The 23,346-nt window shown below is 60.1% G+C and carries 23 protein-coding genes; 10 read left to right on the top strand and 13 right to left on the bottom strand.

Features of this window, described 5'->3' with window-relative positions:
* Positions 1-54 precede the first annotated feature (54 nt).
* Positions 55-729: a histidine phosphatase family protein gene (locus ACA051_RS19735; protein WP_109629191.1), complete on the bottom strand. Its 675-nt coding sequence runs from the start codon at positions 727-729 to the stop codon at positions 55-57.
* A 357-nt stretch (positions 730-1,086) separates the two neighbouring features.
* On the opposite strand from ACA051_RS19735, the gene ACA051_RS19730 reads away from it, so the two are divergent.
* From ACA051_RS19730 to hemB, 3 genes are all read left to right on the top strand, one after another.
* Positions 1,087-1,785, top strand: a complete 699-nt coding sequence (locus ACA051_RS19730; protein ID WP_497371538.1) for a glutathione binding-like protein — start codon at positions 1,087-1,089, stop codon at positions 1,783-1,785.
* Positions 1,786-1,818: 33 nt separating this feature from the next.
* Positions 1,819-2,661: a PhzF family phenazine biosynthesis protein gene (locus ACA051_RS19725; RefSeq protein ID WP_497371536.1), complete on the top strand. Its 843-nt coding sequence runs from the start codon at positions 1,819-1,821 to the stop codon at positions 2,659-2,661.
* A gap of 235 nt (positions 2,662-2,896) precedes the next feature.
* Positions 2,897-3,871 carry a porphobilinogen synthase gene (gene hemB / locus ACA051_RS19720; RefSeq protein ID WP_497304083.1) on the top strand — a complete coding sequence of 325 codons (975 nt, stop codon included), beginning with the start codon at positions 2,897-2,899 and terminating at the stop codon, positions 3,869-3,871.
* Between the two features lie 27 nt (positions 3,872-3,898).
* On the opposite strand, the gene ACA051_RS19715 is transcribed toward hemB, so the two are convergent.
* Positions 3,899-5,434 carry an FAD-dependent oxidoreductase gene (locus ACA051_RS19715; protein WP_497371534.1) on the bottom strand — a complete coding sequence of 512 codons (1,536 nt, stop codon included), beginning with the start codon at positions 5,432-5,434 and terminating at the stop codon, positions 3,899-3,901.
* Positions 5,435-5,639: 205 nt separating this feature from the next.
* On the opposite strand from ACA051_RS19715, the gene ACA051_RS19710 reads away from it, so the two are divergent.
* Positions 5,640-6,734: a DUF1615 domain-containing protein gene (locus ACA051_RS19710; RefSeq protein ID WP_497371532.1), complete on the top strand. Its 1,095-nt coding sequence runs from the start codon at positions 5,640-5,642 to the stop codon at positions 6,732-6,734.
* Between the two features lie 80 nt (positions 6,735-6,814).
* Here ACA051_RS19710 and ACA051_RS19705 read toward each other — a convergent pair whose 3' ends face one another.
* Positions 6,815-7,177, bottom strand: a complete 363-nt coding sequence (locus ACA051_RS19705; protein ID WP_102650913.1) for a hypothetical protein — start codon at positions 7,175-7,177, stop codon at positions 6,815-6,817.
* A 225-nt stretch (positions 7,178-7,402) separates the two neighbouring features.
* On the opposite strand from ACA051_RS19705, the gene ACA051_RS19700 reads away from it, so the two are divergent.
* Positions 7,403-8,023 (top strand): cysteine hydrolase family protein, encoded by a 621-nt coding sequence (locus ACA051_RS19700; RefSeq protein ID WP_497371530.1) that lies wholly within the window; start codon positions 7,403-7,405, stop codon positions 8,021-8,023.
* A gap of 6 nt (positions 8,024-8,029) precedes the next feature.
* Here ACA051_RS19700 and ACA051_RS19695 read toward each other — a convergent pair whose 3' ends face one another.
* The 3 genes from ACA051_RS19695 to ACA051_RS19685 all read right to left on the bottom strand — a co-directional run bounded on the left by ACA051_RS19695 (position 8,030) and on the right by ACA051_RS19685 (position 9,887).
* Positions 8,030-8,749, bottom strand: coding sequence for an anti-sigma factor (locus tag ACA051_RS19695; protein ID WP_497371528.1), 720 nt, complete (start codon positions 8,747-8,749; stop codon positions 8,030-8,032).
* Positions 8,746-9,267 (bottom strand): sigma-70 family RNA polymerase sigma factor, encoded by a 522-nt coding sequence (locus ACA051_RS19690; protein WP_497371526.1) that lies wholly within the window; start codon positions 9,265-9,267, stop codon positions 8,746-8,748. The genes ACA051_RS19695 and ACA051_RS19690 overlap by 4 nt, the downstream gene beginning before the upstream one ends.
* A gap of 98 nt (positions 9,268-9,365) precedes the next feature.
* The gene (locus tag ACA051_RS19685) at positions 9,366-9,887 is read right to left on the bottom strand and encodes a DUF3455 domain-containing protein (protein ID WP_497304074.1); all 522 of its coding nucleotides are present in this window, start codon (positions 9,885-9,887) and stop codon (positions 9,366-9,368) included.
* A gap of 159 nt (positions 9,888-10,046) precedes the next feature.
* Here ACA051_RS19685 and ACA051_RS19680 point away from each other — a divergent pair, with 159 nt between their 5' ends.
* Positions 10,047-10,670 carry a glutathione S-transferase gene (locus ACA051_RS19680; protein ID WP_497371524.1) on the top strand — a complete coding sequence of 208 codons (624 nt, stop codon included), beginning with the start codon at positions 10,047-10,049 and terminating at the stop codon, positions 10,668-10,670.
* 129 nt (positions 10,671-10,799) lie between these two features.
* On the opposite strand, the gene ACA051_RS19675 is transcribed toward ACA051_RS19680, so the two are convergent.
* On the bottom strand, positions 10,800-11,240 hold the full coding sequence (locus ACA051_RS19675) for a CBS domain-containing protein (protein ID WP_497304072.1): 441 nt from the start codon (positions 11,238-11,240) through the stop codon (positions 10,800-10,802).
* Positions 11,241-11,333: 93 nt separating this feature from the next.
* Positions 11,334-12,242, bottom strand: coding sequence for a LysR family transcriptional regulator (locus tag ACA051_RS19670; RefSeq protein WP_497371522.1), 909 nt, complete (start codon positions 12,240-12,242; stop codon positions 11,334-11,336).
* 148 nt (positions 12,243-12,390) lie between these two features.
* On the opposite strand from ACA051_RS19670, the gene ACA051_RS19665 reads away from it, so the two are divergent.
* Both ACA051_RS19665 and ACA051_RS19660 read left to right on the top strand, forming a co-directional pair.
* Positions 12,391-13,224: an SDR family oxidoreductase gene (locus ACA051_RS19665; protein ID WP_497304068.1), complete on the top strand. Its 834-nt coding sequence runs from the start codon at positions 12,391-12,393 to the stop codon at positions 13,222-13,224.
* A gap of 211 nt (positions 13,225-13,435) precedes the next feature.
* Positions 13,436-15,796: a DNA polymerase II gene (locus tag ACA051_RS19660; protein WP_497371520.1), complete on the top strand. Its 2,361-nt coding sequence runs from the start codon at positions 13,436-13,438 to the stop codon at positions 15,794-15,796.
* On the opposite strand, the gene ACA051_RS19655 is transcribed toward ACA051_RS19660, so the two are convergent.
* The 3 genes from ACA051_RS19655 to ACA051_RS19645 form a co-directional block, all read right to left on the bottom strand.
* Positions 15,761-16,231: a DUF1810 domain-containing protein gene (locus ACA051_RS19655; RefSeq protein ID WP_497371518.1), complete on the bottom strand. Its 471-nt coding sequence runs from the start codon at positions 16,229-16,231 to the stop codon at positions 15,761-15,763. The two genes, ACA051_RS19660 and ACA051_RS19655, sit on opposite strands and share 36 nt — an antisense overlap.
* A 30-nt stretch (positions 16,232-16,261) precedes the next feature.
* Positions 16,262-17,083 (bottom strand): aldo/keto reductase, encoded by an 822-nt coding sequence (locus ACA051_RS19650; protein ID WP_497371516.1) that lies wholly within the window; start codon positions 17,081-17,083, stop codon positions 16,262-16,264.
* A gap of 173 nt (positions 17,084-17,256) precedes the next feature.
* Positions 17,257-18,405: an aldose epimerase family protein gene (locus tag ACA051_RS19645; RefSeq protein WP_497371514.1), complete on the bottom strand. Its 1,149-nt coding sequence runs from the start codon at positions 18,403-18,405 to the stop codon at positions 17,257-17,259.
* 251 nt (positions 18,406-18,656) lie between these two features.
* Between ACA051_RS19645 and ACA051_RS19640 the strand changes: the two genes are divergently transcribed.
* Together ACA051_RS19640 and ACA051_RS19635 are read left to right on the top strand one after the other, a co-directional pair.
* Positions 18,657-19,406: a hypothetical protein gene (locus ACA051_RS19640; RefSeq protein ID WP_497371512.1), complete on the top strand. Its 750-nt coding sequence runs from the start codon at positions 18,657-18,659 to the stop codon at positions 19,404-19,406.
* Positions 19,407-19,663: 257 nt separating this feature from the next.
* A complete protein-coding gene (locus ACA051_RS19635) occupies positions 19,664-20,449 on the top strand; it encodes a sulfite exporter TauE/SafE family protein (RefSeq protein ID WP_497304057.1) in 786 nt (261 codons plus the stop codon).
* A gap of 224 nt (positions 20,450-20,673) precedes the next feature.
* On the opposite strand, the gene ACA051_RS19630 is transcribed toward ACA051_RS19635, so the two are convergent.
* Both ACA051_RS19630 and ACA051_RS19625 read right to left on the bottom strand, forming a co-directional pair.
* Positions 20,674-22,002 (bottom strand): TolC family outer membrane protein, encoded by a 1,329-nt coding sequence (locus ACA051_RS19630; RefSeq protein WP_497371510.1) that lies wholly within the window; start codon positions 22,000-22,002, stop codon positions 20,674-20,676.
* A 1-nt stretch (position 22,003) separates the two neighbouring features.
* Positions 22,004-23,344 (bottom strand): HlyD family type I secretion periplasmic adaptor subunit, encoded by a 1,341-nt coding sequence (locus tag ACA051_RS19625; protein WP_497304054.1) that lies wholly within the window; start codon positions 23,342-23,344, stop codon positions 22,004-22,006.
* Positions 23,345-23,346 lie beyond the last annotated feature (2 nt).

Below are 23,346 nucleotides of genomic sequence, written 5' to 3'. Positions count from 1 at the left end.
CGATAGGGCCCAGACAGGCGCTATAAACTTTAATGCCTGGAGGGTATCGACAGCTTACGTCGGACACGTCTCCCGCCCATTATCCAGCCCTTGCTTGTAGCTATGGCTCTGCAGACTGGCCTTGCCGTTATGCCAGGTCAGCGTGAGCACAAACAGCGAGTCGTAGTCGCTGGATTCCCAGTCTTCGGTGATCTTTTGTTTCTTGCCGACCGCATCTCCCGCGACCTTGTTGATCAGCTCGGGCAAGTAACCGTGGGACCAGGCGGTGTAGATGACCGAGTTGTGGTACTTGTCGTGGAGCAACTCATCGGCGAGGTCGCTGGTGTCGTTGGCTGAAAAGTTGATGTTCACCGGCAAGCCGAGCTTGATCGCGCTGGGGCTGATGGTCATCAGGGGGCGAATGTAGCTGTAGGAATTATCCAGTTCGCCTTCCTCGACATTACGTGTCGGGTTAGCCGCAAATACGTAATTGGCCTTGCCGAATTTTTCCGGCAGCAAGGTGGCCAGATCAATGGCGCGGTTCAGGCCCTGGCAGTTGAGCTGGCCCAGGCCGCCCTCGGGTTTTTCCGCGTGACGCAGGAAGACCAGGGTCTGCGTGCCGTCTGCCGGTTGGGCGCGGCTCTCGCTGGACTCCAGGGAAAGGAATAACGCGCTCACCGCCAGCAGGGAGGGCAGGACGACATACGCACGTTGCTTGAAGCGATTGGCAAATTTCAAAAGGTTCATCATTTGAATAGGTGATCTTCAGCGCATTCGGTTAAGGCTGACAAACCTTTACACCACGAGCTCCCAGCATCGGGTGTTTTCCATGTCGTTGGGCCGGTCCGTTTCCGAAAGGGCAGTTCTCAGAGTCCTCTGACGCCCATTTGGTTCGATTCCGGCGAGTGCGCCGCAATGTACCGGTAACCTTGCATGGGTTGGAGCAGAGGTTATCGACAGGATGTTGCGGATTTATGGACACGGTACACGTAGAGGCGCCACAGAAAGACTGCAATGTTTTGATCTTGTTCATCAGCAAGATTGATACGCAAAAGACCCGTCTCCTCCTTTATGATCAGCGCTTACTGTTCCCTGTGGATGCTTCCCATGACCGATCTGTCCGCGTTCCCGATTACCCGAAAATGGCCGGCCCACTACCCGGACTGGATCCAGCTCTACTCCTTGCCGACCCCCAATGGCGTCAAGGTGTCGATCATGCTCGAAGAGATCGGTCTGCCTTACGAACCCCATCGCGTGGGCTTCGACACCAACGATCAGATGTCCCCCGAGTTTCTGTCGCTGAACCCCAACAACAAGATCCCGGCGATCCTCGATCCCCACGGCCCTGATGACAAACCGCTGCCTTTGTTCGAATCCGGGGCGATCCTGATTTACCTCGCCGACAAGAGCGGTCAGTTGTTGGCGCAGGAGTCGGCGGCGCGGTACGAGACGATCCAGTGGCTGATGTTCCAGATGGGCGGCATCGGGCCGATGTTTGGCCAGCTCGGGTTTTTCAACAAATTTGCTGGCAAGGATTACGAGGACAAACGTCCGCGTGACCGCTACGTCGACGAAAGCAAACGCCTGCTTAAAGTGCTGGATGGCCGTCTGCAAGGGCGCGACTGGATCATGGGTGATCGCTATACGATCGCCGACATCGCGACCTTTCCGTGGGTGCGTAACCTCATCGGCTTCTATGAGGCTGGCGATCTGGTGGGCATCAAGGATTTCCCCAATGTCACACGCGTGCTGGAACGCTTCCTGGCGCGGCCGGCGGTGATACGCGGGCTGGAAATTCCCAAGTAAATCTCTTCGACTCTCTCAAGACCAAGGCAGGCAATGAGCTCATTCGATTTCAAGCAAGTGGATGTCTTCAGCCGGGTTGCACTCAAGGGCAATCCGTTGGCAGTCGTGTTCGGCGCAGACAGGCTCAGCGATGAACGCATGGCGGCGTTCGCGACCTGGACCAACCTCAGCGAAACCACGTTCATCCTCGAACCGCGCGACCCTCGCGCCGACTATCGGGTACGGATCTTCACCACCCTCAACGAGTTGCCGTTCGCCGGTCACCCGACCTTGGGCACCTGCCATGCATGGCTTGAGGCCGGTGGCGTGCCCAAGGGCGAGGAGATCATTCAGGAGTGCGGCGTCGGTCTGGTGCGGGTGCGCAGGCAAGGCGCGGAGCTGGCCTTTCTCGCGCCGCCACTGATCAAGACAGGGCCGGTGGACGCCGATGTGGTTGAACGCGTGCGCCGTGGACTGCGGCTGGAGCCAGGCGCGATTGTCCGGACCCAATGGGTCGATAACGGTGCCGGCTGGCTGGCGGTGATGGTCGAGGACCGCCGGCAGGTGCTGGATTTGCAGCCGGATCATTCACAGATGCTGGGCCTCGCCGTCGGTGTGATCGCGCCATGGCACCCCGAGCGCGATGGCAATGACGCGCAGTTTGAAGTGCGCGCGTTCATCTCGGGCGATGGCATGCCGGAAGACCCGGCCACCGGCAGTTTGAACGCCGGGATTGCGCAGTGGTTGCTTGCCGAAGGTCTGGCGCCGGCGTCCTACGTGGTCAGCCAGGGCCTGACCATGGGCCGCGCCGGGCGCATTCAGGTGGAGCAGGTGGGGGATGAGATCTGGATTGGCGGTTCGGTGGTCACCTGCATCTCCGGTGTGCTGGAAATCTAAAACTTGTGGGAGCGGGCTTGCTCGCGAAGTCGGTGTGTCAGATACATCATTGTTGGATGTGCCGCCGTCTTCGCGAGCAAGCCCGCTCCCACAGGGAACCGCGTTGTATCGCGCGATTATTGCGGCCTCGGTAACGCAGTCTTGGGCGATCGAGGTTTGTGCCCCACCCCTCGCAGGGCATAAGCTTCGCCCCCTACGACTTCCGTCTCGACCTCCGTTTTTCAGGAACCCCCTCATGTCCAGTCAGTTCCCCGAAGCACGTCCACGCCGTCTGCGCCGCAACGCGAGCCTGCGCAGCCTGTTCCAGGAAACCGAGTTCAGTCTGAACGACCTGGTGTTGCCGATTTTCGTCGAGGAAGAAATCGAGGACTTCGTGCCGATCAAAAGCATGCCCGGCGTGGTGCGCATTCCAGAGTCGAAACTGGCTGGCGAGATCGAGCGTTATGCCCGTGCCGGGATCAAGTCGGTGATGACGTTCGGCGTCTCCCATCACCTGGACAGCAGCGGCAGCGACACCTGGAGCGACAACGGCCTGGTGTCGCGCATGTCGCGCATTGCCAAGGACGCAGTGCCGGAGATGATCGTGATGTCCGACACCTGCTTCTGCGAATACACCGACCACGGCCACTGTGGTGTGATGCACAACCACGAAGTCGACAACGACCAGACCCTGATCAACCTCGGCAAACAAGCCGTGGCGGCGGCCCGTGCCGGTGCGGATGTGATTGCCCCGTCAGCCGCCATGGACGGGCAGGTCCAGGCCATTCGCCGGGCGCTCGACCAAGCCGGTTTCACCCAGACCGCGATCATTGCCTATTCGACCAAATTCGCTTCCGCGCTCTACGGTCCGTTCCGTGAAGCCGGCGGCAGCGCGCTCAAGGGCGACCGCAAAAGCTACCAGATGAACCCGATGAACCGCCGCGAAGCGGTGCGCGAGTCCCTGATGGACGAGCAGGAAGGCGCCGATGCGCTGATGGTCAAACCGGCCGGCGCGTACCTGGACATCATCCGCGACATTCGCGAAGTGTCGCGTTTGCCGCTGTCGGCGTATCAGGTCAGCGGCGAGTACGCGATGATCAAATTCGCCGCACAGGCCGGGGCGATTGATGAGGATCGCGTGGTGCGTGAAAGCCTTGGCGCGATCAAGCGGGCGGGGGCGGATTTGATCTTCACCTACTTTGCGATGGACTTGGCCCTGGCCGGGATCTAAACCCACCACATTTTATTTGTGGTGGTCTCAGGGGCTGCCGAAAAACGGCCGGATCCCATGCTCCTTGAAATACCGCTCAATCACCTTGGGATCGGCCGAGTTGTCGGCAATCGCCACATACGTATCCGGCCGCAACAGATAAAACCCGTTACGCCCCAACCCCGCCGCTTCAAACGCCGGCCGCCAGTCGAACACGTGCAACGGCAGGTGATGCTCGTGGCACCAGGCGATCATTTCGTCGCTGGTGTCGCCATACACATGCACCTGCCAGGTCAGACACGTCAGCGATTCGAAATTGTCCCCCTCACCGTCGTGCGCCCAGGGCAGGCGATCGCCGCCATGAACATGGCCGGAGACACCCTTGCTCAAGGCTGTCCCACGATAGTTAAGGGTGATCTGCGACACCGTGCGAAACAGAAACTCCCGGGACGTTTCGAATGAGGCCATTTTGGGGATCAGGAACGGCGCCAGACGGGTGCGCAGCAAATCGGCCATGCGCCCTTCGGCGGTGACGAAGGTGAACACCCGGTCGGTGGTGGCCACCAGTTTGCGGGCAAAGGCGATGCGTTCGGTTTCGTAGGTGTCGAGCAGCGTGGCCGTGGCGCCGCCGCTCAAGACGGCCGCCAGTTTCCAGGCCAGGTTGATGGCATCGCCGATCCCGGTGTTCATGCCCTGGCCGCCCGCCGGGCTGTGGACGTGGGCCGCGTCGCCCAATAAAAATGCGCGACCGCTGCGAAAGTGATCTGCCACCCGATGATGCACACGATAAGTCGAGAACCAGTTCACCTGATCAATCTGCACCTTCAGGTGTTCGATGGCCCGACTGCTGACGTCGGCAAACCCGAGGGATTCCGCCCGGTCGGCGCGTTCGTCGCGCACGGTGCCGATCAAGCGGGCGCGGCCTTCACCGGCTAACGGAAACACCGCGAGAAAATCCGCTTCGTCCAGGTCCAGGTGCAGTTCGCCGTTGAGCGTCGGGCCTTGGGCCTGCACATCGGCGACATAGAAAATCTGCTGGTAGGTGCCGCCGGGAAAACCGGTGTCGAGGGTCTTGCGCACGATTGACCGGGCGCCGTCGCATCCCGCCAGATAACACGCCTGGCAGATTTCCTGCTGGCCGTCGGGCAGGCGCAGCCGTGCGCTGATGCCATCGCCGGTTTCCTCAAAACCCTCCAGTTCGGTGTTGCGTTCGACATTGATGCCGAACCCTTCCAGGCGTTCAATCAGCAGCTGTTCGTGTTCGTCCTGAGGGAACATCTCGAGAAACGCATAAGGCGTCAGCCCCTCACCGATGCCGGTCAATGGCAAGCGCGCTACGGGTTCGCCCTTGACCCAGAAATTCGCCGCGTCCACTCGGTGACCTTTCTGTACCACGGCATTGCTGAGGTCGAGCTGACGATAAAGCTCCAGCGTCCGCGCCTGAACCGCCAGCGCCCGAGACGTGGTGCCGGCCGCCGACGTTTTGTCGATAATCCGTACCCGAATCCCCAGTTTGCTCAACCACAGCGCCAATACCAACCCGGTCGGGCCGGCGCCCACGACCAGCACGTCGCTACGGTTCATGAGCCTGTCCTCCTCGGTGTGTGGCACAAGTATGGTCCAGCCCGGGGATATGAAAAGACTGGCTGCCCAACGGGAAAGCCTCCCCAACCGTGAAGTTGCGGGGAGATACAGGGCAAGGGGAACAGGGGATGGCGGCAGGAGTCATAGCCTGCACCATGCCATTGATCGTATGGTTAACCCGGTTCAGCGGATTTGATGGAGCACCATGCAAGCCAATCGATTGATCATGAGTGTCGCGGCGCTGCTGGTGCTGGCGGGTTGCGGCACTCAGCGCACTCAGGAGTTGCCGGCCCGCAAACCCGCCGAGGTCAAGTCCGAGATCGTGCGCCTGCTGCCGGCCAAAACCGTTGACCGCCAAGGCTGGGCCACAGACATCTACGCCGCCTTTGCCGCGCAGAACATCTATCCCTCCACGCAAAACCTTTGTTCGGTACTCGCGGTCACCGAGCAAGAGTCGACCTTCCAGGTCGACCCACCCGTGCCGGGCCTGGGCAAGATCGCCCGCGAAGAGATTGACCGTCGTGCTGCCAAAGTCCATATCCCCAGCCTGCTGGTCAGCGGTGCATTGCAGGTCAGTTCATCCAACGGCAAAAGCTACAGCGACCGACTGAATGCGGCGCGCAGCGAAAAGGAGCTCAGCGCGATTTTCGATGACTTCATCGGCATGGTGCCCATGGGGCGGACCTTGTTTGGAGGGTTCAACCCGGTGCACACCGGTGGGCCGATGCAGGTCAGCATCGATTTCGCCGAGCAGCAGGCGCGCAATTATCCGTATCCGATGGAGGGCTCGATCCGTCGTGAAGTGTTCAGCCGTCGCGGCGGCATGTACTTCGGCATTGCCCACTTGCTTGGGTACCCGGTGAGCTACAAACAGCCGCTGTATCGCTTTGCCGATTTCAATGCCGGCTGGTACGCCAGCCGCAATGCGGCGTTTCAGAACGCGGTGAGTCGTGCCTCAGGCATTCCTCTGGCGCTGGATGGCGATCTGGTGCGATACGACGCGATCATGCCGGGCACCACGGAATTGGCGGTGCGCAGCCTTGGCAAGCAATTGGGCATGCGCAACACGACCATTCGCGATCAATTGGAGGAGGGCAAAAACCTGCAGTTCGAGGACACCCAGCTCTATGCACGGGTGTTCGACCTGGCCGAGAAGGCGGAAGGTCGGCCGTTGCCTCGTGCAGTGTTGCCGGGAATCGTGCTGCAAAGCCCGAAAATCACCCGCAAACTCACGACCGCGTGGTTCGCCAAGCGGGTTGATGAGCGCTACCAGCGATGCATGGCGCGGGCGGGCAAGTGACCTATCGCAAAAAACAGGCGTAAAAAAACCCGGCTGATGAGGCCGGGTTTTTCATTGAGTCCCGCGGTAAAACCATTCATTTATGCAGCGCGGCTTTCGATCAGACGGTCGGAACCACCTTCAGCAACGCGGTTCTCGATCAGACGGTCGGAACCACCTTCAGCAACGCGGTTTTCGATCAGACGGTCGGAACCACCTTCGGCAACGCGGTTTTCGATCAGACGGTCGGAACCACCTTCGGCGACGCGGTTTTCGATCAGACGGTCAGAACCACCTTCGGCAACGCGGTTTTCGATCAAACGATCCGAACCACCCTCAGCCACACGACTTTCGATCAGACGATCCGAGCCGCCTTCAGCGACAACCGGGTGAGCAGAAGAAGCGGCGAAAGCGTTAACTGCAAAAACCGAGAAAGCGATGCTGAGAAGGATTTGGCGTTTCATGAGGGTGTGCTCCGGGGTGTAGTTGTTGGGTATGGAGGCGATGTTACGCCGCGGATTTTTTATGAGAACTTCATTGAGGTGATGGTGAACATCGACGGCAATGATAGGTAGCGCGACACCCCCCGCGCGGGCGTGATGGTTCAGTCGTCGGATGGCCGCGGCGGGGTTGATCGGCGCTTCTACACTGGTTAGCTGGCGCGTGCCTTTGCCTTCGAGGAATCGATCATGAATGCCAGTTCCTATGTCCCCGCTCACACCGGCCTGCTGCTGGTGGACCCTTACAACGACTTCCTCAGCGAAGGCGGCAAACTCCACGGCCGCGCTCAACCGGTGGCTGACAGCGTCGGCACGCTGGCCAATCTGGAAACCGTGGTGGCGGCTGCTCGCAAGGCTGGCATCCAGGTTTTCTACGTTCCACATCACCGCGCCGAGCCCGATGAACTGGCGCGCTGGAAACACCCCAGCCCCTATCAACAAGGTGCCAGCCATGCGCAAGTATTTGCCGCCGGAACCTGGGGCGGGGAGTGGCACCCGGACTTCCAGCCCAAGGCCGGTGACGTGATCGTCAAGGAGCACTGGGGTGGCAGTGGTTTCGCCAACACTGATCTGGACTTTCTGCTCAAACAACACGGAATCGACAAGGTCGTGGTGGTGGGGATGCTTGCCAATACCTGCATCGAAAGCACCTCCAGATTCGCCGCCGAACTGGGCTATCACGTCACGCTGGTGCGCGACGCCACGGCCGCTTTCAGTGCCGAGGCCATGCACGCGGCGCATGAAATCAACGGGCCGACCTATGCCCACTCGATTGTCACGACGGAGGAGTTGATCGCTGCGCTCGGTTGATCGCGGTCATATGACTTTCACTGCCCGACCGATGAATTGAATCGGCCCGGTCGGCTTGCCGATCGGTGAGCCCTGCGGATTTTCCAGGGTCAGTTCAAATAGCTGGTTGGGTTGCAGTGGCGGCAGTTTGTCGAGCGGGATCGACAGCGTCTGTCCCGGTTTGACCAACCCCAGTGACACCGGCCCTTGCCAGCCATCGGCTTTGGTCCAGAACTCGAGCGCCTTGTCAGCCGGGACCTCAACGACACCTAGCGGAATCAGCTGGATTTCCCTCGGGTTGCTGGCCTGGATCACCCAGCCGGGTGCTTTGTCCTGAGGACCGACCAACACCACCAGGTAGGTAGGCTTGACGGTGGTTTGCGTCAGCATCAATGCGCCAAGCAGCAACGTGGCAGCCAGCCCCGCCCCGGCGAGCCCGCGCCAGAGCGGCAACAGATTCCACCAGGATAAAGACTGAGCCGCGCTGAGCTTGGGTGGCCGAGTCACGTTGTTCACGCTGCGCTCGATACGCTGCCAAAGGTGTGGTGACGGCGCGTGAGGTCCGGCCAGGTTGGTCAGGCCAAGCAGGCGACGCTCCCAGGCGTCCACGGCGGCCCGTAACTCAGGTTCGTCGCGCAGGCGCTGCCGGACCTGGGTGCGGAGCTCTGCCGACAGTGTGCCCAACACATATTCGCTGGCCAGTTCGTCGAGTGCTTCCGGGGTTTCATTCGTCGGTTTGCTGATCATCCCATGCACTCCCGCAGTGCCGTCAGGCTCCGCTTGATCCAGGCTTTGACGGTGCCCAGCGGTGTGCCGAGTTTGTGTGAGATTTCAGCGTGAGAGTAACCGTCGACGTAGGCATGCAGGATACAGGCGCGTCTTGCAGGTTCCAGCTGTTCCAGGCACTGATGAATGCGCCCGGAATGAGCCTCTGCATCGAGTGTTGCCGTATCGTCCACCCCATCGAACTCGCCTTGAATCTCGCGGTTATTGTCACGGATGAAATTCAGTGCCAGATGTCGCGTCAAACTGTACATCCAGCCCCGTGCCGATCCTCGCGCCGGGTCGAACTGCGCGGCGCCGTTCCATATCTTGATGAAGGCATCGTGGACGATGTCTTCCGCCAGGGCAGTGTCACGCACCAGGCGTTTGGCAACGCCCAGCAGGCGCGGACTCTCCTGCACATACAAATCACGCAGGGCCTGACGTTCACCGCGGGCGCAGGCGGCGATGTGGGCTTCGTAATCGAAAAGAGTTTCGGGCAAGGACACTGATCTCAGCCGTCAATAATGGGCAGCAGCCCCGGGCCATAGGACCGGGGCCAGTGCTGAGCAGCGTAGACCAATTTTCCGCAGGCCTGGTTTCAGTTGGCCGCCCAGAAAATGTAATCCGCCTGATACTTCACCACTTCTTGCTTGCCCTTGTTGGCCGTCGAACATTCAGTGCTCGGGGCCACGCCACCTTTTAGGGCGACGCGCTGGATGTAGCTGACGCCCGTCATTGCACCTTTGCCTTCGGCCGGGTTGGCCTTGACCAATTGATAGGGCAGGTTGCCCGGACTCGAAGGTGCGACCGCCAGCTGGGTGCCGGTGACTTTCGAGCCATCCTTCGCTTGCCAGGTGGCAGGTGGCCCGAAGTAGGTGCCGACCTGTTTGCCGTTGTGATCATTGAGTACCGCTTTGGGCCCGACAAAGAACCATTCGGTCTGGCCGGCGGCATTGGCCTTGTCACGGCATTCGTAAGTGATCTCGCCGACACCGGTGGTTTCCAGGGCGACCTTGTGCCCGTCCGGGACCTTGATGCTGTCGGGCAGACCTGACTGGGCGTAGGCCATGGGGCCCGCGACGAACAAACCGGCAAGGCAAATCAGCTGTTTGGCGTTCATGAATAGCTCTCCGTAAATGAGTAATCTGCTCGGCAGCTTCAGGAGCTGCTACAGGTACTACCCATCGGAAAGCGATTTGGATGCAGTGGCTAAAAAATAAATTTTCCAGCATGGTCAGCGTCAGATGCTACAAAGAGACACTCTTGAAGGGGGGTGCTTATGTACCAGCTCTACGGACACCAGAACTCCGGCGCCGCCGCGATAGAGGCCGCCCTCGAACTCTGTGAAATCCCTTTTCGTTTCATCGACGTCGAGTCGTCTGCGGAGGCCGCCAAAGCCCTGGAGAAGCTCAACCCGCTCAAGCAGATTCCCACCTTGCAACTGCCCGATGGCAGCATCCTCACCGAAAGCGCGGCGATCCTGATTCATCTGGGGCTCGCGTTTCCCGAGTCGAACCTGCTGTCGAACACGCCCGCCGAGCGTGATCAGGCGATCCGGGGCCTGGTGTACATCGTCAGCAATTGCTACGCGGCCATCGGCATCATCGATTACCCCGAGCGCTGGCTGGTCGAGGCGGATCAATCGGCCATGGAAAACCTCATGGCCGGCGCCCGTCGACGGTTGCACTGGAGTTGGGAGGTGTTTGCCGATCAGTTCTCGGGCGAGTTGTATCTGGACGACGAGACGCCAGGTGCACTGGATGTGCTGGCGGCGGTGGTGACGCGGTGGGCGGGCAGTCGCGAGCATCTGCGCAATGCCCGGCCCGGTTTTTATGCCTGGCTGACGCGAATCGACCGGCACCCGACGCTGGCACCGGTCTTCGCTCGGCATTGGCCGACCTGAGAGCACCACAAATCAAATGTGGGAGCGAACCTGCTCGCGATGGCGGTGGATCAGTCAATACAAGTGCTGACTGACACACCGCCTCCGCGAGCAGGCTCGCTCCCACAGGGGAACTGCGTAATTTCAGAGTCACTCGCCGCGGATGTACTGCTCCAGCTGGCGAATCAATTCAGCCTGTTCGGCGATGGCTTCCTTGACCAGGTCGCCAATCGACAGCAAGCCAATCAACGTACCGTTTTCCACCACCGGCAAGTGCCGCAAGCGTTTGTCGGACATGATGCTCATGCAGGTTTCGACGGTTTGATGGGTATCCACGGTGATGACCGGCGACACCATGATGTCTTCGACCGGCGTACCGACGGAGGAGCGGCCCTTGAGCACGAGTTTGCGCGCGTAGTCACGCTCGCTGATGATGCCCACGACCTCGCCATTCTTCACGACCGGTAATGCGCCGACGTTTTTCGCGGCCATGACCATCAGCGCCTCCAGCACCATTTGATGAGGGGCAATGATGTGGACTTCATGATTCTGTTCAGCCTTTAACTTCAGCAGTTGGGCGACGGTTTTCATGGTGGCTTCTCAGGTGTTGTCGTTGTTATTGAAGAATCGTAGACCCAGGCGCCGAGGGCAAGGCGGAAAGCGGCAGATAACGCGCAAAAAACGTCATTCGGCGGTTTTTCTTGCATCAACCTCACGCACCAGCTCGATAAACGCTCGCAATCCGGCGGGAACGTGACGATTGGCCGGGTAGTAAAGGCAGAGGCCGGGGTAGGGCGGCGTCCAGTCTTGCAGCACACGAATCAACTGCCCGCTGGCGATTTCATTGGCAATCGAGAGTTCGCTGGTGCAGGCCAGCCCAACGCCCTGAAGCGCGGCCTCGACGATCAACTGATGGCTGTCGAGGGTCAGCGGGCCGTTAACGTCGATGACCTGCGGCTGGCCACGCTTCTGGAACTCCCAGCGGTAAATCGCGCCGCTGGCAAAGCGTGTGCGGATGCAGCTGTGCCGGGCCAGATCGGCTGGTGTTTCGGGTTTGGGGTGGCTGGCGAAATAACCGGGCGAGCCGACCACCGCAAATCGCAGCGGCGGGCTGCAAGGCACGGCGATCATGTCCAGCGGCACGCTGTCGGCGAGGCGGATACCGGCGTCGAAGCCGTCGGCAACGATGTCTACCAGCGCGGTGTCGGTGACGATGTCCAGGCGCATGTCGGGATAGCGTTTGAGAAACTCCACCACCACCGGCGTCATGATCATCTGCACCGCGGCTTCGGTGGCGTTGATTCGCAGGGTGCCGCTGGGGGTGTCGCGAAACTGGTTCACCGCTTCCATCGCTGCCGAGATTTCACGCAGCGCCGGACGCACCCGGGCCAGAAACTGCTCGCCGGCCTCGGACAGGGACACGCTGCGAGTGGTGCGATTGAACAAACGCACGCCCATACGCTGCTCCAAAGCGGCGATGGCGTGGCTCATTGCCGAGGGCGACATGCCCAGTTCATCGGCCGCGCGGCGGAAACTGCGGTGGGTCGATACGGCGACCACCGCGTTGAGCTCGAGCAATCCCATCTTCTGCATTGTGCCGATTCCTGCATCAGTTCATCCCATATTAGCCCGATTGTTTGAAGGGTGGCTGGCGCCTACCTTGGCCACTGATTCACCACGGACGTGTAGGCGCAGCCTTCGGCAGTTCCTACAGGGATTTATTTCCAATCGAGAGTTTCACATGACCCAGACCGTACTCATTACCGGCGCCTCAACAGGCTTCGGCAAATCCGCCGCACAACTGTTCGCAGCCCAAGGCTGGAACGTCATCGCAACCCTGCGCAATCCCGATGTCGGTGCAGACCTCAAAGCGCTTGAAAACGTGCTGGTCACCCATCTCGACGTACAAGACCCGGCCAGCATCGACACTGCCATCGCCGCCGGTATCGACCGCTTTGGCCAGATCGATGTACTGGTCAACAACGCCGGTTTCGGCCTGTTCGGTGTGTTCGAGGGTACATCCCGCGAGAAAATCCGTGAGCAGTTCGATGTCAACGTCTTCGGCGTAATGGACGTGACCCGGGCGATCCTGCCGCACTTGCGTCAGCGTCAGGCCGGGGTGATCATCAATGTCAGTTCCGGCGCCGGGGTGTTTGGTTTGCCGATGATTTCCGCGTACAACGCCAGCAAATTTGCCCTGGAAGGGTTCTCCGAGTCGCTGTCCTATGAACTGGCTGCGCTGGGCATTGTGGTGAAAATCGTCGAGCCGGGCGGGGTGATCAGCACCGGGTTTGGTGCGCGGTCGGCGACGGAGGCGGCGCAGCTTTCTACGCCGGGGGATTACGACCCCTTTGTCGGTGCGGCGCTCAAGGTGTTTGAAGGGTTGCGGGGGGAGCGGTTGGCTACTTCCGAGGACGTGGCGCAGGTCATCATCGATGCGGCGAGTGATGGGACAGATCGATTGCGGTATGTGGCGACGCAGGATATTGAGCCGCTGGTGAAGGCGCGGCGGGAGACGTCGGAGGTTGAGTACATGGAAATGATGCGTGGGAAGTTTTCAACAAATACCCGCTGATCTCTGGCCTGACTCAACCCCGTGGGAGCGAACCTGCTCGCGATAGCGGTTTAACATTCAACAATGATGTTGGCTGTGAGTCCGTCGCCGCGATCAGGCTCGCTCCCACAGTAAGCTCGCTCGCCACAGAGATCGTATTCCTGCCAGTGAGGGCTATCCCCCGCGATGACGCGTAGAATTGCCGCCTGAATCAGATCTTGAGGTTGCAGTGGTGGATTTACAGCAGGGTTTCGTCCTGACCCGGCATTGGCGCGACACCCCGGGCGGTACGCAAGTCGAGTTCTGGCTGGCGACCGACACCGGTCCCCAGCGTATCCGTCTGCCTCATCAACCGTCGGTGGCGTTCATCCCGGCTGCCCAGCGCGAGCAGGCCGAGACTGTTTTGCTCGGCGAAAAAAACGTCGAGCTGCGACCCCTGGCCCTGCAGGATTTCGAGCACCGCCCGGTGCTCGGCCTGTATTGCCAGCAGCACGGTCAGTTGATGCGCCTGGAAACCGCACTGCGTAAAGCAGGCGTCGAGATGTTCGAAGCCGACGTGCGCCCGCCAGAACGCTACATGATGGAGCGTTTCATCACCGCGCCAGTGCTGTTCGGCGGCACGCCAGGCGCCGAAGGCCTGTTGCTCGACGCACAGATGAAACCCGCTCCCGACTACCGGCCCAACCTCCGGCTGGTGTCCCTGGACATCGAAACCACGGCTCAGGGCGAGTTGTATTCCATTGCCCTGGAAGGCTGCGGCGAGCGTCAGGTCTACATGCTTGGCCCGCCGAATGGCGACGACCGCGCGGTGGATTTCCAGCTCGACTACTGCGACTCCCGAACCGCGCTGCTGAAAAAGCTCAACGAATGGTTCGCCCGCCATGACCCCGACGCGATCATCGGCTGGAACGTCGTGCAGTTCGACCTGCGCGTGCTGCACCAACACGCCCGACAGCTGGGCGTACCGCTGAAACTGGGGCGTGGCGGCGAAGAAATGCAGTGGCGCGAACACGGTAGTCGCAATCATTACTTCGCCTCGGCCGCCGGCCGGTTGATCATCGACGGCATCGAATCGCTGCGCTCGGCGACTTGGAGCTTCCCCTCGTTCAGCCTGGAAAACGTCGCGCAAACCCTGCTCGGCGAGGGCAAGGCGATCAGCACGCCATACCAGCGCATGGACGAAATCAACCGCATGTTCGCCGAGGACAAACCGGCGCTCGCCACTTACAACCTCAAGGACTGCGAGTTGGTGACGCGGATTTTCGCCAAGACCGAGCTGTTGACCTTTCTGCTGGAACGCGCCAGCGTCACCGGGTTGCCGGCGGACCGCAGCGGCGGGTCGGTGGCGGCGTTCACCCACCTTTACATGCCGCTGATGCACCGCCAGGGTTTCGTGGCGCCGAATCTGGGCAACAAGCCTGCGCAAGCCAGCCCCGGCGGTTTTGTCATGGACTCGCAACCCGGGTTGTACGAGTCAGTACTGGTGCTCGACTACAAAAGCCTCTATCCGTCGATTATTCGCACCTTCCTGATTGATCCGGTCGGGCTGATCGAAGGCTTGCAGCATCCCGATGGCAGCGAGTCCGTGCCGGGTTTCCGCGGTGCGCGTTTTTCAAGAACCCGGCATTGCCTGCCTGCCATCGTCGCCCGGGTAGCTGAAGGCCGCGAGACCGCCAAGCGCGAACACAATGCGCCGTTGTCCCAAGCGCTGAAGATCATCATGAACGCCTTCTATGGGGTGCTCGGTTCCAGCGGCTGCCGCTTCTTCGATACGCGTCTGGCGTCGTCCATCACCTTGCGCGGCCACGAGATCATGCTGCGCACCCGGCAGTTGATCGAAGCCCAGGGTCACACGGTGATTTACGGCGACACCGATTCGACGTTCGTCTGGCTGCGTCGCGCTCACGGCCAGGAAGAAGCCGCGCAGATCGGCCGCGCGCTGGTGGACCACGTCAACCAATGGTGGCGCGAGCATGTGCAACAGGAATACGGGCTGGAAAGCGCCCTGGAATTGCAGTTCGAGACCCACTACAAACGCTTTCTGATGCCGACCATTCGTGGCGCCGAGGAGGGCAGCAAGAAGCGTTACGCGGGGCTGGTCACCCGCGCCGATGGCACTGACGAAATGGTCTACAAGGGCCTGGAAACCGTGCGCACCGACTGGTCGCCGCTGGCCCGGCAATTTCAGCAGGAGCTGTACTCACGGATTTTCCATCGCCAGCCCTATCAGGATTACGTGCGCGACTACGTGCGCAAAACCCTGGCTGGCGAGTTCGACGACCGACTGATTTACCGCAAGCGCCTGCGCCGTACCCTGGATGACTATGAACGCAACGTGCCGCCCCACGTCCGTGCGGCACGGATCGCCGATGACTACAACGACCAGCAGGGCCGCCCACAGCAATACCAGAACGGCGGCTGGATCAGTTACGTGATCACCGTCGCCGGGCCTGAGCCACTGGAGATTCGCAGCGCGTCCATCGACTATGACCATTACGTCACCCGACAACTGCAGCCGGTGGCGGATGCGATTCTGCCGTTTGTGGACGACGACTTCTCAACCTTGATTGGTGGGCAACTGGGCCTGTTTTGAGTCCAGCAGCAACAGCGTCCAGTCGTCCAGAATGCCGTGGAAGTACTGATCCAGTGCCTGGTTGAAAAGGTTGCCTTCGGGTGCAACCTGGGCGAACAGCGTCATCGACGAGTGAAACTTGAGATCATCGGGATGACCGAATATGCCTGCAATCGAGCTCTTTTCGATGTTCAGCACCAGTTGCGTACAGCTACACAATCGTGAACCCAGCAGCGGATGATTCAGGTAAGCCACGGCTTCCTCGACGGAGCGAATGGCAAAGTGCCGGGACATCTCGCTCCCGCCCAACCCGGCGAACTGCGGAAAGATGAACCACATCCAGTGACTGCGTTTGTGGCCTGCATGCAGTTCTTCCTGAACCCGATTGAACACCGGGTCTTGAGCCAGGATAAAGCGTGGCAAATTAAAGTCGTCGAGCTGATCAGTGCTTCTCATGCAGAAGCCCTCTGACAGAACCGCGATGGCTTAGACCATGGCCAACCGGTGCTTGCGTTGTGGCGCGTGAAACGCGTGGTCCAGCGCCTTCAGGTCCTCGTCTTCGAGCCGCAATTGTGCGGCCTGCGCATTCAGTTGCACATGTTCAGGTCTGACCGCTTTGGGAATGGCGATCACGCCTGTCTGTCGCAGTATCCATGCCAGTGCTACCTGAGCCGGCGTCACGGCGTGACGGGCGGCAATCTGCTTGAGCGCCGGATGGGCCAGCATCGTTCCTCCCTGACCGATGGGACAGTATGCCATCAACGGCTGCTGATGCTGTTTGCACCAGGGCAGCAGATCAAATTCGATGCCGCGCTCTTCCAGGTTGTATAGCACCTGGTTGGTGGCGCAGGCTGGTGAGTTCAATTCCTGTAGATCGTCGACGTCGAAATTGGACACGCCCCAACGGCCGATCTTGCCGTCTTCACGCAGCCGTTCGAAGGCTTCGACGGTTTCCTCGAGCGGATACTGACCGCGCCAATGCAGCAGGTATAAATCGATGTAATCGGTGTTCAAGCGCCGCAGGCTGCGTTCGCAGGCCTGGGGAATGCCTTTGCGGCTGGCGTTGTGCGGGTAGACCTTGCTGACCAGAAAGACCTTGTCGCGCAGGCCTGTAATGGCTTCACCCACCACTTTCTCCGCGCCGCCTTCGGCGTACATCTCGGCGGTGTCGATCAGGGTCATGCCCAACTCGATGCCCAGGCGCAGCGCGGCGACTTCCTTGCTGTGTTGCGAGGGATCTTCTCCCATGCGCCAGGTGCCTTGGCCGATGACTGGTACATTGACGCCGGCCAGCTCGAGGGTCCGCATGAAAACCTCCATTTTCGAATCGATAAATACTCTTAGGTTGGCAGCAGAATAACTCGGTGGTTCCGTAGACGTGTAGCAGCCCTGTGGCGAGGGGATAAATCCCCTCGCCACACAAGCCCGCTCCCATAGGGTGGTGCAGGCTTGGCAGTTGCTAAAACGTGTGATGCCGGAAGTTAGTTAGCCGAGAACTTCAACACAGTGTGCTGGGTATAGGCCTTGCCCGGGTCAAGTCGGGTGGACGGGAAATTCGGCTGGTTCGGCGAGTCCGGGTAGTGCTGGGTCTCCAGGGTAAACGCGCCCCAATGCGGATAAACCTTGCCGCCCTTGCCCTTGACCGTGCCGTCGAGGAAGTTGCTGGTGTAGAACTGCACGCCGGGTTCAGTGGTGTAGAGCTGCAAGCGGCGTCCGGAGAGTGGGTCGCTGACATCGGCGGCCAGTTTGCCCACGTCACCCTTGGCGTCCAGAGCCCAGTTGAAATCGAATCCACCCTGTTTTGGCTCAGCGAATTTCAGTTGCGGGTGATCGGCCTTGATGTTTTTGCCGATGGCGGTGGGCTGTGTGAAGTCCATCGGCGTACCGGCGACCGGGGCCAGTTCGCCGGTCGGTATCAGCTTGGCGGTGACTGGCGTGTAATGGGTCGAATGCAGGGTGACGAGCTGTTTCAGCACATCCCCGTTGCCCGCGCCGGCGAGGTTGAAATAGCTGTGGTTGGTCAGGTTCAGTACGGTCGGTTTATCCGTGCTGGCCTTGTAGTCGATGCGTAACTCATTGTTCTCGGTGAGGCTGTAAGTGACCTCGGTTTTGAGGTTGCCGGGGAAGCCCATTTCACCGTCGGCCGACAGATACGTCAGGGTCACACCCACCGAATCCTTGCTTTTGCTCGGCTGGGCTTTCCACACGTGCTTGTCAAAACCCTGCGGGCCGCCGTGCAGCGAGTTGGAACCGTCATTGAGCGGCACCTGATAACGTTTGCCATCCAGTTCGAACGCGCCGTTGGCCAGGCGATTGCCGAAACGCCCGATGGTCGCGCCAAAGTACGCCGTGCCACTCTGATAGCCCTGAACATCGTCAAAACCCAGCACTACGTCGTCCAGCGTGCTGTTTTTGTCCGGCACCTTCAGCGACTGCAAAATGCCGCCGTAGGTAATGATCGTGGCTTGCAGGCCATGGCTGTTGCGCAAGACGTATTGCTCGACGGGGGTGCCGTCGCTGGTCTTGCCGAACGCTTTGTGTTCGCTGGACAAGCCAGCTGCTTGAGTGGGGAGGGTGGCGATCATCAGGGACAGTCCGAGGCTGGAGAGCAGGTGTCGGGAGTGCAGCATGGTTGACCTTCCTTTTTGTTATTTTTGGTATTTAGTCATACTAGTTGGCGATTTTGATCGTCAGTCAAGGAAGGATTTATAGCTTATGTGCGAACTGTTGCAATAATAAAGTATGACTAATATGTCGCTGTTCGTTCTGGAGGCCAGCGTTTACGGACCATCGGCACTGCACTTTTTCAGGTTTGGCGGCTCTATCCTTGGCCAGCCTGCGGCGATCCCCACCGTCGGCCAATGCCCAAGTTCAAGCACCCATGGCTCGAGTTTTACCCTTCTTCACCTCATCAATACGTCGCCATTGCCTGCTGCTGGCCAGCCTGTCGATGCTCTTCGCCAGCGGTTGCAGCCAGCAACAGGGCAGCGACATCGTCAGCCAGTTCCGCGAAGGCACGCCACAGGAATTCCTCCAGACCAGCGTCGACCGAATGGCGACCCTGGCGATGCGCGACAACCTCGACAGCCTCTACTTGTTGATGAGCAAGCTCTACCTGCGTAACCCGGACGAGTTGAAAAAATCCGGCTTCCTCGACGCACGCACCGCCGGTAAACAAGTGCGCCTGGCCATCGAACAGCAACAGCCGCTGCCCACCCTCGGCGGCAAGAAAGACCTCGCGGCGCTGAGCTACGCCATGAGCCCGGAGTTCCTCGGCGACCGGGTCGGCGCTTTCATCTACGCCATCGGCAGCATGCTGGTGACCGCTCACGGCAATCGTCTCGAGTTCTACATGACCGATGCGATCAACCCGACCTTCGTCAGCAACGCCGCACGCAACATCGAGAAAGCCACCTGGATCCTGAGTCAGCGGCAAAGTAAAAGCGGTGAGCCCTTGCTGTTCTCCAACGAAATTTCGGAGGAGGGCAGCAATCTTAGTTTTGCCGTGGAGTTCGGCAAGATCGTTGCGCGACTGGACCTGCTGACGCAGATGCTGGACGAGCGCTATCGGCGGATCGGCCTGAATTACGCGCAGAGCTTGCTGTTCCTGAATTTTTTGCCGGTGCAGTAGATCAACCTCACCACCTCACTGACACAGCAGAGATCCCCCCTGTGGGAGCGGGCTTGCTCGCGAAAGCGGACTGTCAGCCACATCAATGCTGGATGTGACGGCCCCTTCGCGAGCAAGCCCGCTCCCACAGGGGACTTGCGTACACAGGGGGAATGGTGTGTTGAGGAATAACGATAGTTCGCATCGATATAACTGGTTATAAGAAAAATCGCTATGCTGCGGTCCAGTTTTTTCATGCGTTTTTTGCGGGCGTGTTAATGGATTTCGTTAACTTCGGGTTGGTGGTGGCAGGGTTGGTCGTCGGCTTTATCGTCGGCATGACCGGCGTAGGCGGTGGGTCGTTGATGACCCCGATTCTGCTGTGGTTCGGGATCAATCCGGCCACGGCGGTGGGCACCGACTTGCTGTACGCGGCCATTACCAAATCCAGTGGTGTGCTGGTTCATCGCAAGAACAACAATATCGATTGGGCGATCACCGGTTGGCTGACCCTCGGCAGCGTACCGGCGGTAGCGTTGACGCTGTGGTTCCTGAGCAGTTTGCAGACTTCTCCCGACGCGATGAACGCCGTTATCAAACAGGCGCTGGGCTTCGTGCTGTTTGCCACGGCCCTGGCGATTTTCTTCAAGAAACGCCTGCTCGACTTCGCCCACAAGCGTGCGGGAGGCCATTACAACCCCAGCGGTTCACGCCTGAATGTGTTGACGGTCATCACCGGTCTTGTGCTGGGCACCATGGTCGCGCTGACCTCCATTGGTGCCGGCGCCCTCGGCACCGTGGCGCTGTTCATCCTCTACCCGCTACTGCCGACGCGCCGCCTCGTCGGCACGGAAATCGCCCACGCCGTGCCCCTGACCCTGGTCGCCGGCCTGGGTCATGCGAGCATGGGCAACATGGATTGGCAGGTGCTGGGTTACTTGCTGATCGGTTCGCTGCCAGGGATTTACCTGGGCAGTCACTTGACTGGTCGCATCTCCGACGAAGTACTGCGTCCGTGCCTGGCCACGATGCTGGTGCTGATCGGCTATAAACTGGCGTTTTAGCGTGTACTACAGACGAAAATGAGCCCTGATATCAGGGCTTTTTTTTAACCCGGATTTGCGCAGAAGCAGTTGAACAACGGGGGCAGTTTTCAGTCAGCGGCAACATTTCAGGCCGTCGGTCTGGCCCGGTACGAAGCGGCGCATCCTCGAAGGAGTGCGAAGGGAACGCTGTTGCGGGCCCGGGTTTTGCCGACCACCTTGCAAAAGTGCCGCGCAGGTGAAAATCAGTTGGTGACCAACAGTTCCGGGCCGAGGTAGTTGTTGATGTGGTCGATATCGTCGTCGCCCAGACTGCCCACCGAAGAGGCCAGGCGCAGGCGCGACATCAAGTAACGCAGCTTGGCCTCGAACAGATCGTGGCGCGCAACGAAGAGCAGTTCTTCGGCATTCAGGACGTCTGAGTTGGTGCTGGTGCCCCCCTCTTTGAAGCCCTTGCGTGCCGATGTCAGTGAACGCTCGTTGGACTCCACTGCCTTCTCCAACGCGTGAATACGGTTGGCGCCGCTCTGTACGCCGCGATACTCGCGGGTGGTACCGGAGACGACTTCCTGGCGCGTAGCGTCGAGTTCGTCCAGGGCCTTATAGCTATTGGCACTCGCCTGGCGCGTCAACGCGCTAGTGCCGCCACCGTTGTACAACGGGAAGTTTACTTCCAGCCCGATTGAGGCGTAGCGGTTGCGTTGATTCAGCTCGGAGATTGATTGGCTATCGCCCGCCGTGTAGCCGGCAACGAAATCCAGTGTCGGCCAGTGGCCAGCCCTGGCGCGTTTCACTTCTTCTTCAGCGAGGTCGCTGCTATGACGGCGCGCATGGATCAGCGGGCTGTCGGTCTGAGCCTTGATCAACCAGTCCTGCAGGTTGCTCGGTAGCAGCGGTGGCGTATCGAAGGTCGGACGCAAGGTGGTCAGCGATTCGGGGGTTTCACCGATAAATTCCTCAAGCTTGCGGCGCGCGTTGACGAGGTTGTCCTGCGCTTCGATCAGCTCAACCGCGGCGAGGTCGCGGCGAGCGACCGACTCGTCGATGTCGGTGACGGTGCCGGCCCCCAACTCCATGCGTCGTTTAGCCGAAGCGAGTTGCTCGTCAAAGGCGCTTAACTTGGATTTGGCAAGGATGATAGTTTCGCTGGCCAGGAGCACGTCGAAATAGCTTTCGGCCAGGCGCACTGCGGCGTCCTGACTCTTGGCGTCGAACACTGCGACGCTGTAATCGGCACGCTGATTACCTTGGCGGTACTCGGCCATTTTCTGTTTGTTGAACAGTGGTTGGCGCAAGCGCACATTAGCGCCCTTGGAGTCGTAGTCGAGATCCCTTTCGATGCCGCTCTGGCGCTGGGTGCCATTGACCTTGTTGTCGTAGGCCGAGGCACTGATCTGCGGTAGCAGGCCGGCCTGGCCAATGGCGCGGTTTTCCAGGCCGGCCTCTTTTTCATGTACGGCGGCGCGGTAGACGGGGCCTTGGTACTGCAACAGATCCCAGGCTTGTTTGAGGTCCATGGCGCCAGCCGGGAAGGACAGCGCCAGCAGGCAAAAGATCAGGCAATGACGGTCCATTTCATTGTTCCTTGAAGGCGCTGTCAACACGCTCGAGCATTGGTTTGAGAAGATAGCTCATCAAGTTGCGCTCGCCGGTTTTGATGGTGACGCTGGCGGGCATACCGGGACGAATGTGATTGCTGCCAAGCAGGCTCATGCCGTCGGGCGTGACTTCTACCTGAGCCAGATAGAACGGTTGCTTGCTTTCCTCGTCGAGCAGGCGGTCGGCGGAGACGGTCTTCACGCGACCGGGGATGTTGGGCGTCTGGGCATGGTTGAAGGCCGGGAAGGCAATGTCCACGGCCAGGCCGGGGACCATCTTGTCGATGGCCTGTACCGGAATCATCGCGTCAACCTGCAGCGGTTCATTGTCCGGAACGATTTCCATGATTTTGAAGCCGGGCTGAATGATCCCGCCGATGGTCGCAATGCTCAGTGACTGGACGATGCCATCGATGGGCGAGCGAATCACCGTGTGGGTCACTTCATAGTCCAGCGCACGCAAGCGGTCGGCCAGGGTGGTATTTTCCTTGGCTGTGTCGGTGAGCTGCGATTCGACTTCCTTCTGGTAATCGTGCTGGCGCTGCAGGATGCGCAGCTTGATTTCGGTGGTCTGGCTGCGTATGCGGGCGATGTTGTTGAGGTTTTCGGCCTGGCCGGCGGAGAGGTCGGAATTACTGCGTTCCAGCTCAAGCAGGCGGTTGCGTGGCACATAGCCTTCGGCCGCCAGCACGCGGGTGCCTTTCAGTTCCTGGTTGAGGAAGTCGATCTGCGAGGCGCGGGCGCCATAGACCTGCTGCAGGCCCTTGAGCTGCACCGCCGACGCCGCGAGGTTTTCCTGAAGGATGCTGATTTCGCCAGCGAGGCCGACGCGTCGGGTGTCCAGCAGGCGTTGTTGCAGATTCATGGCGGCCACCAGGCGGTGGTCATTGCCGAAGCGCTTGAGCAATTCGGGGTCGTAGTTCACCACGTCGCGGCCGTCGCGTTCCGCTTCCAGACGGTTTTCCACCGTCTTGCTGACGATGTACTGGGCGCTGACCGCACCCTGTTCGGACGCGGCACGCAGTGAGTCGAGGCGGACCACTTCCTGGCCTTTTTTCACTGCATCACCTTCGCGAACAAGAATCGCCTCCACAGTGCCGCCGGTCAGATGCTGCACGGCTTTACGATTGCTGGTGACTTTGACCGTGCCAGTCGCGACCACGCCGGCATCCAGCGGCGCGAGCCAGGACCACAGGAGGAAGCCGCCAAAGCCAGCGAGCATCAGCAACATGCCCCAGCGCACGGGTTTACCGACGTCCAGATCCACCACATTCCTGGGATCGGCGAGAATCATCTCGGTGTGTTGACTCATTTGCATGA

The organism is Pseudomonas sp. LBUM1669 (genome assembly GCF_059695705.1).
The sequence above is the reverse complement of the archived record's forward strand: the minus strand, read 5'-3'. Positions and strand labels throughout refer to the sequence as shown.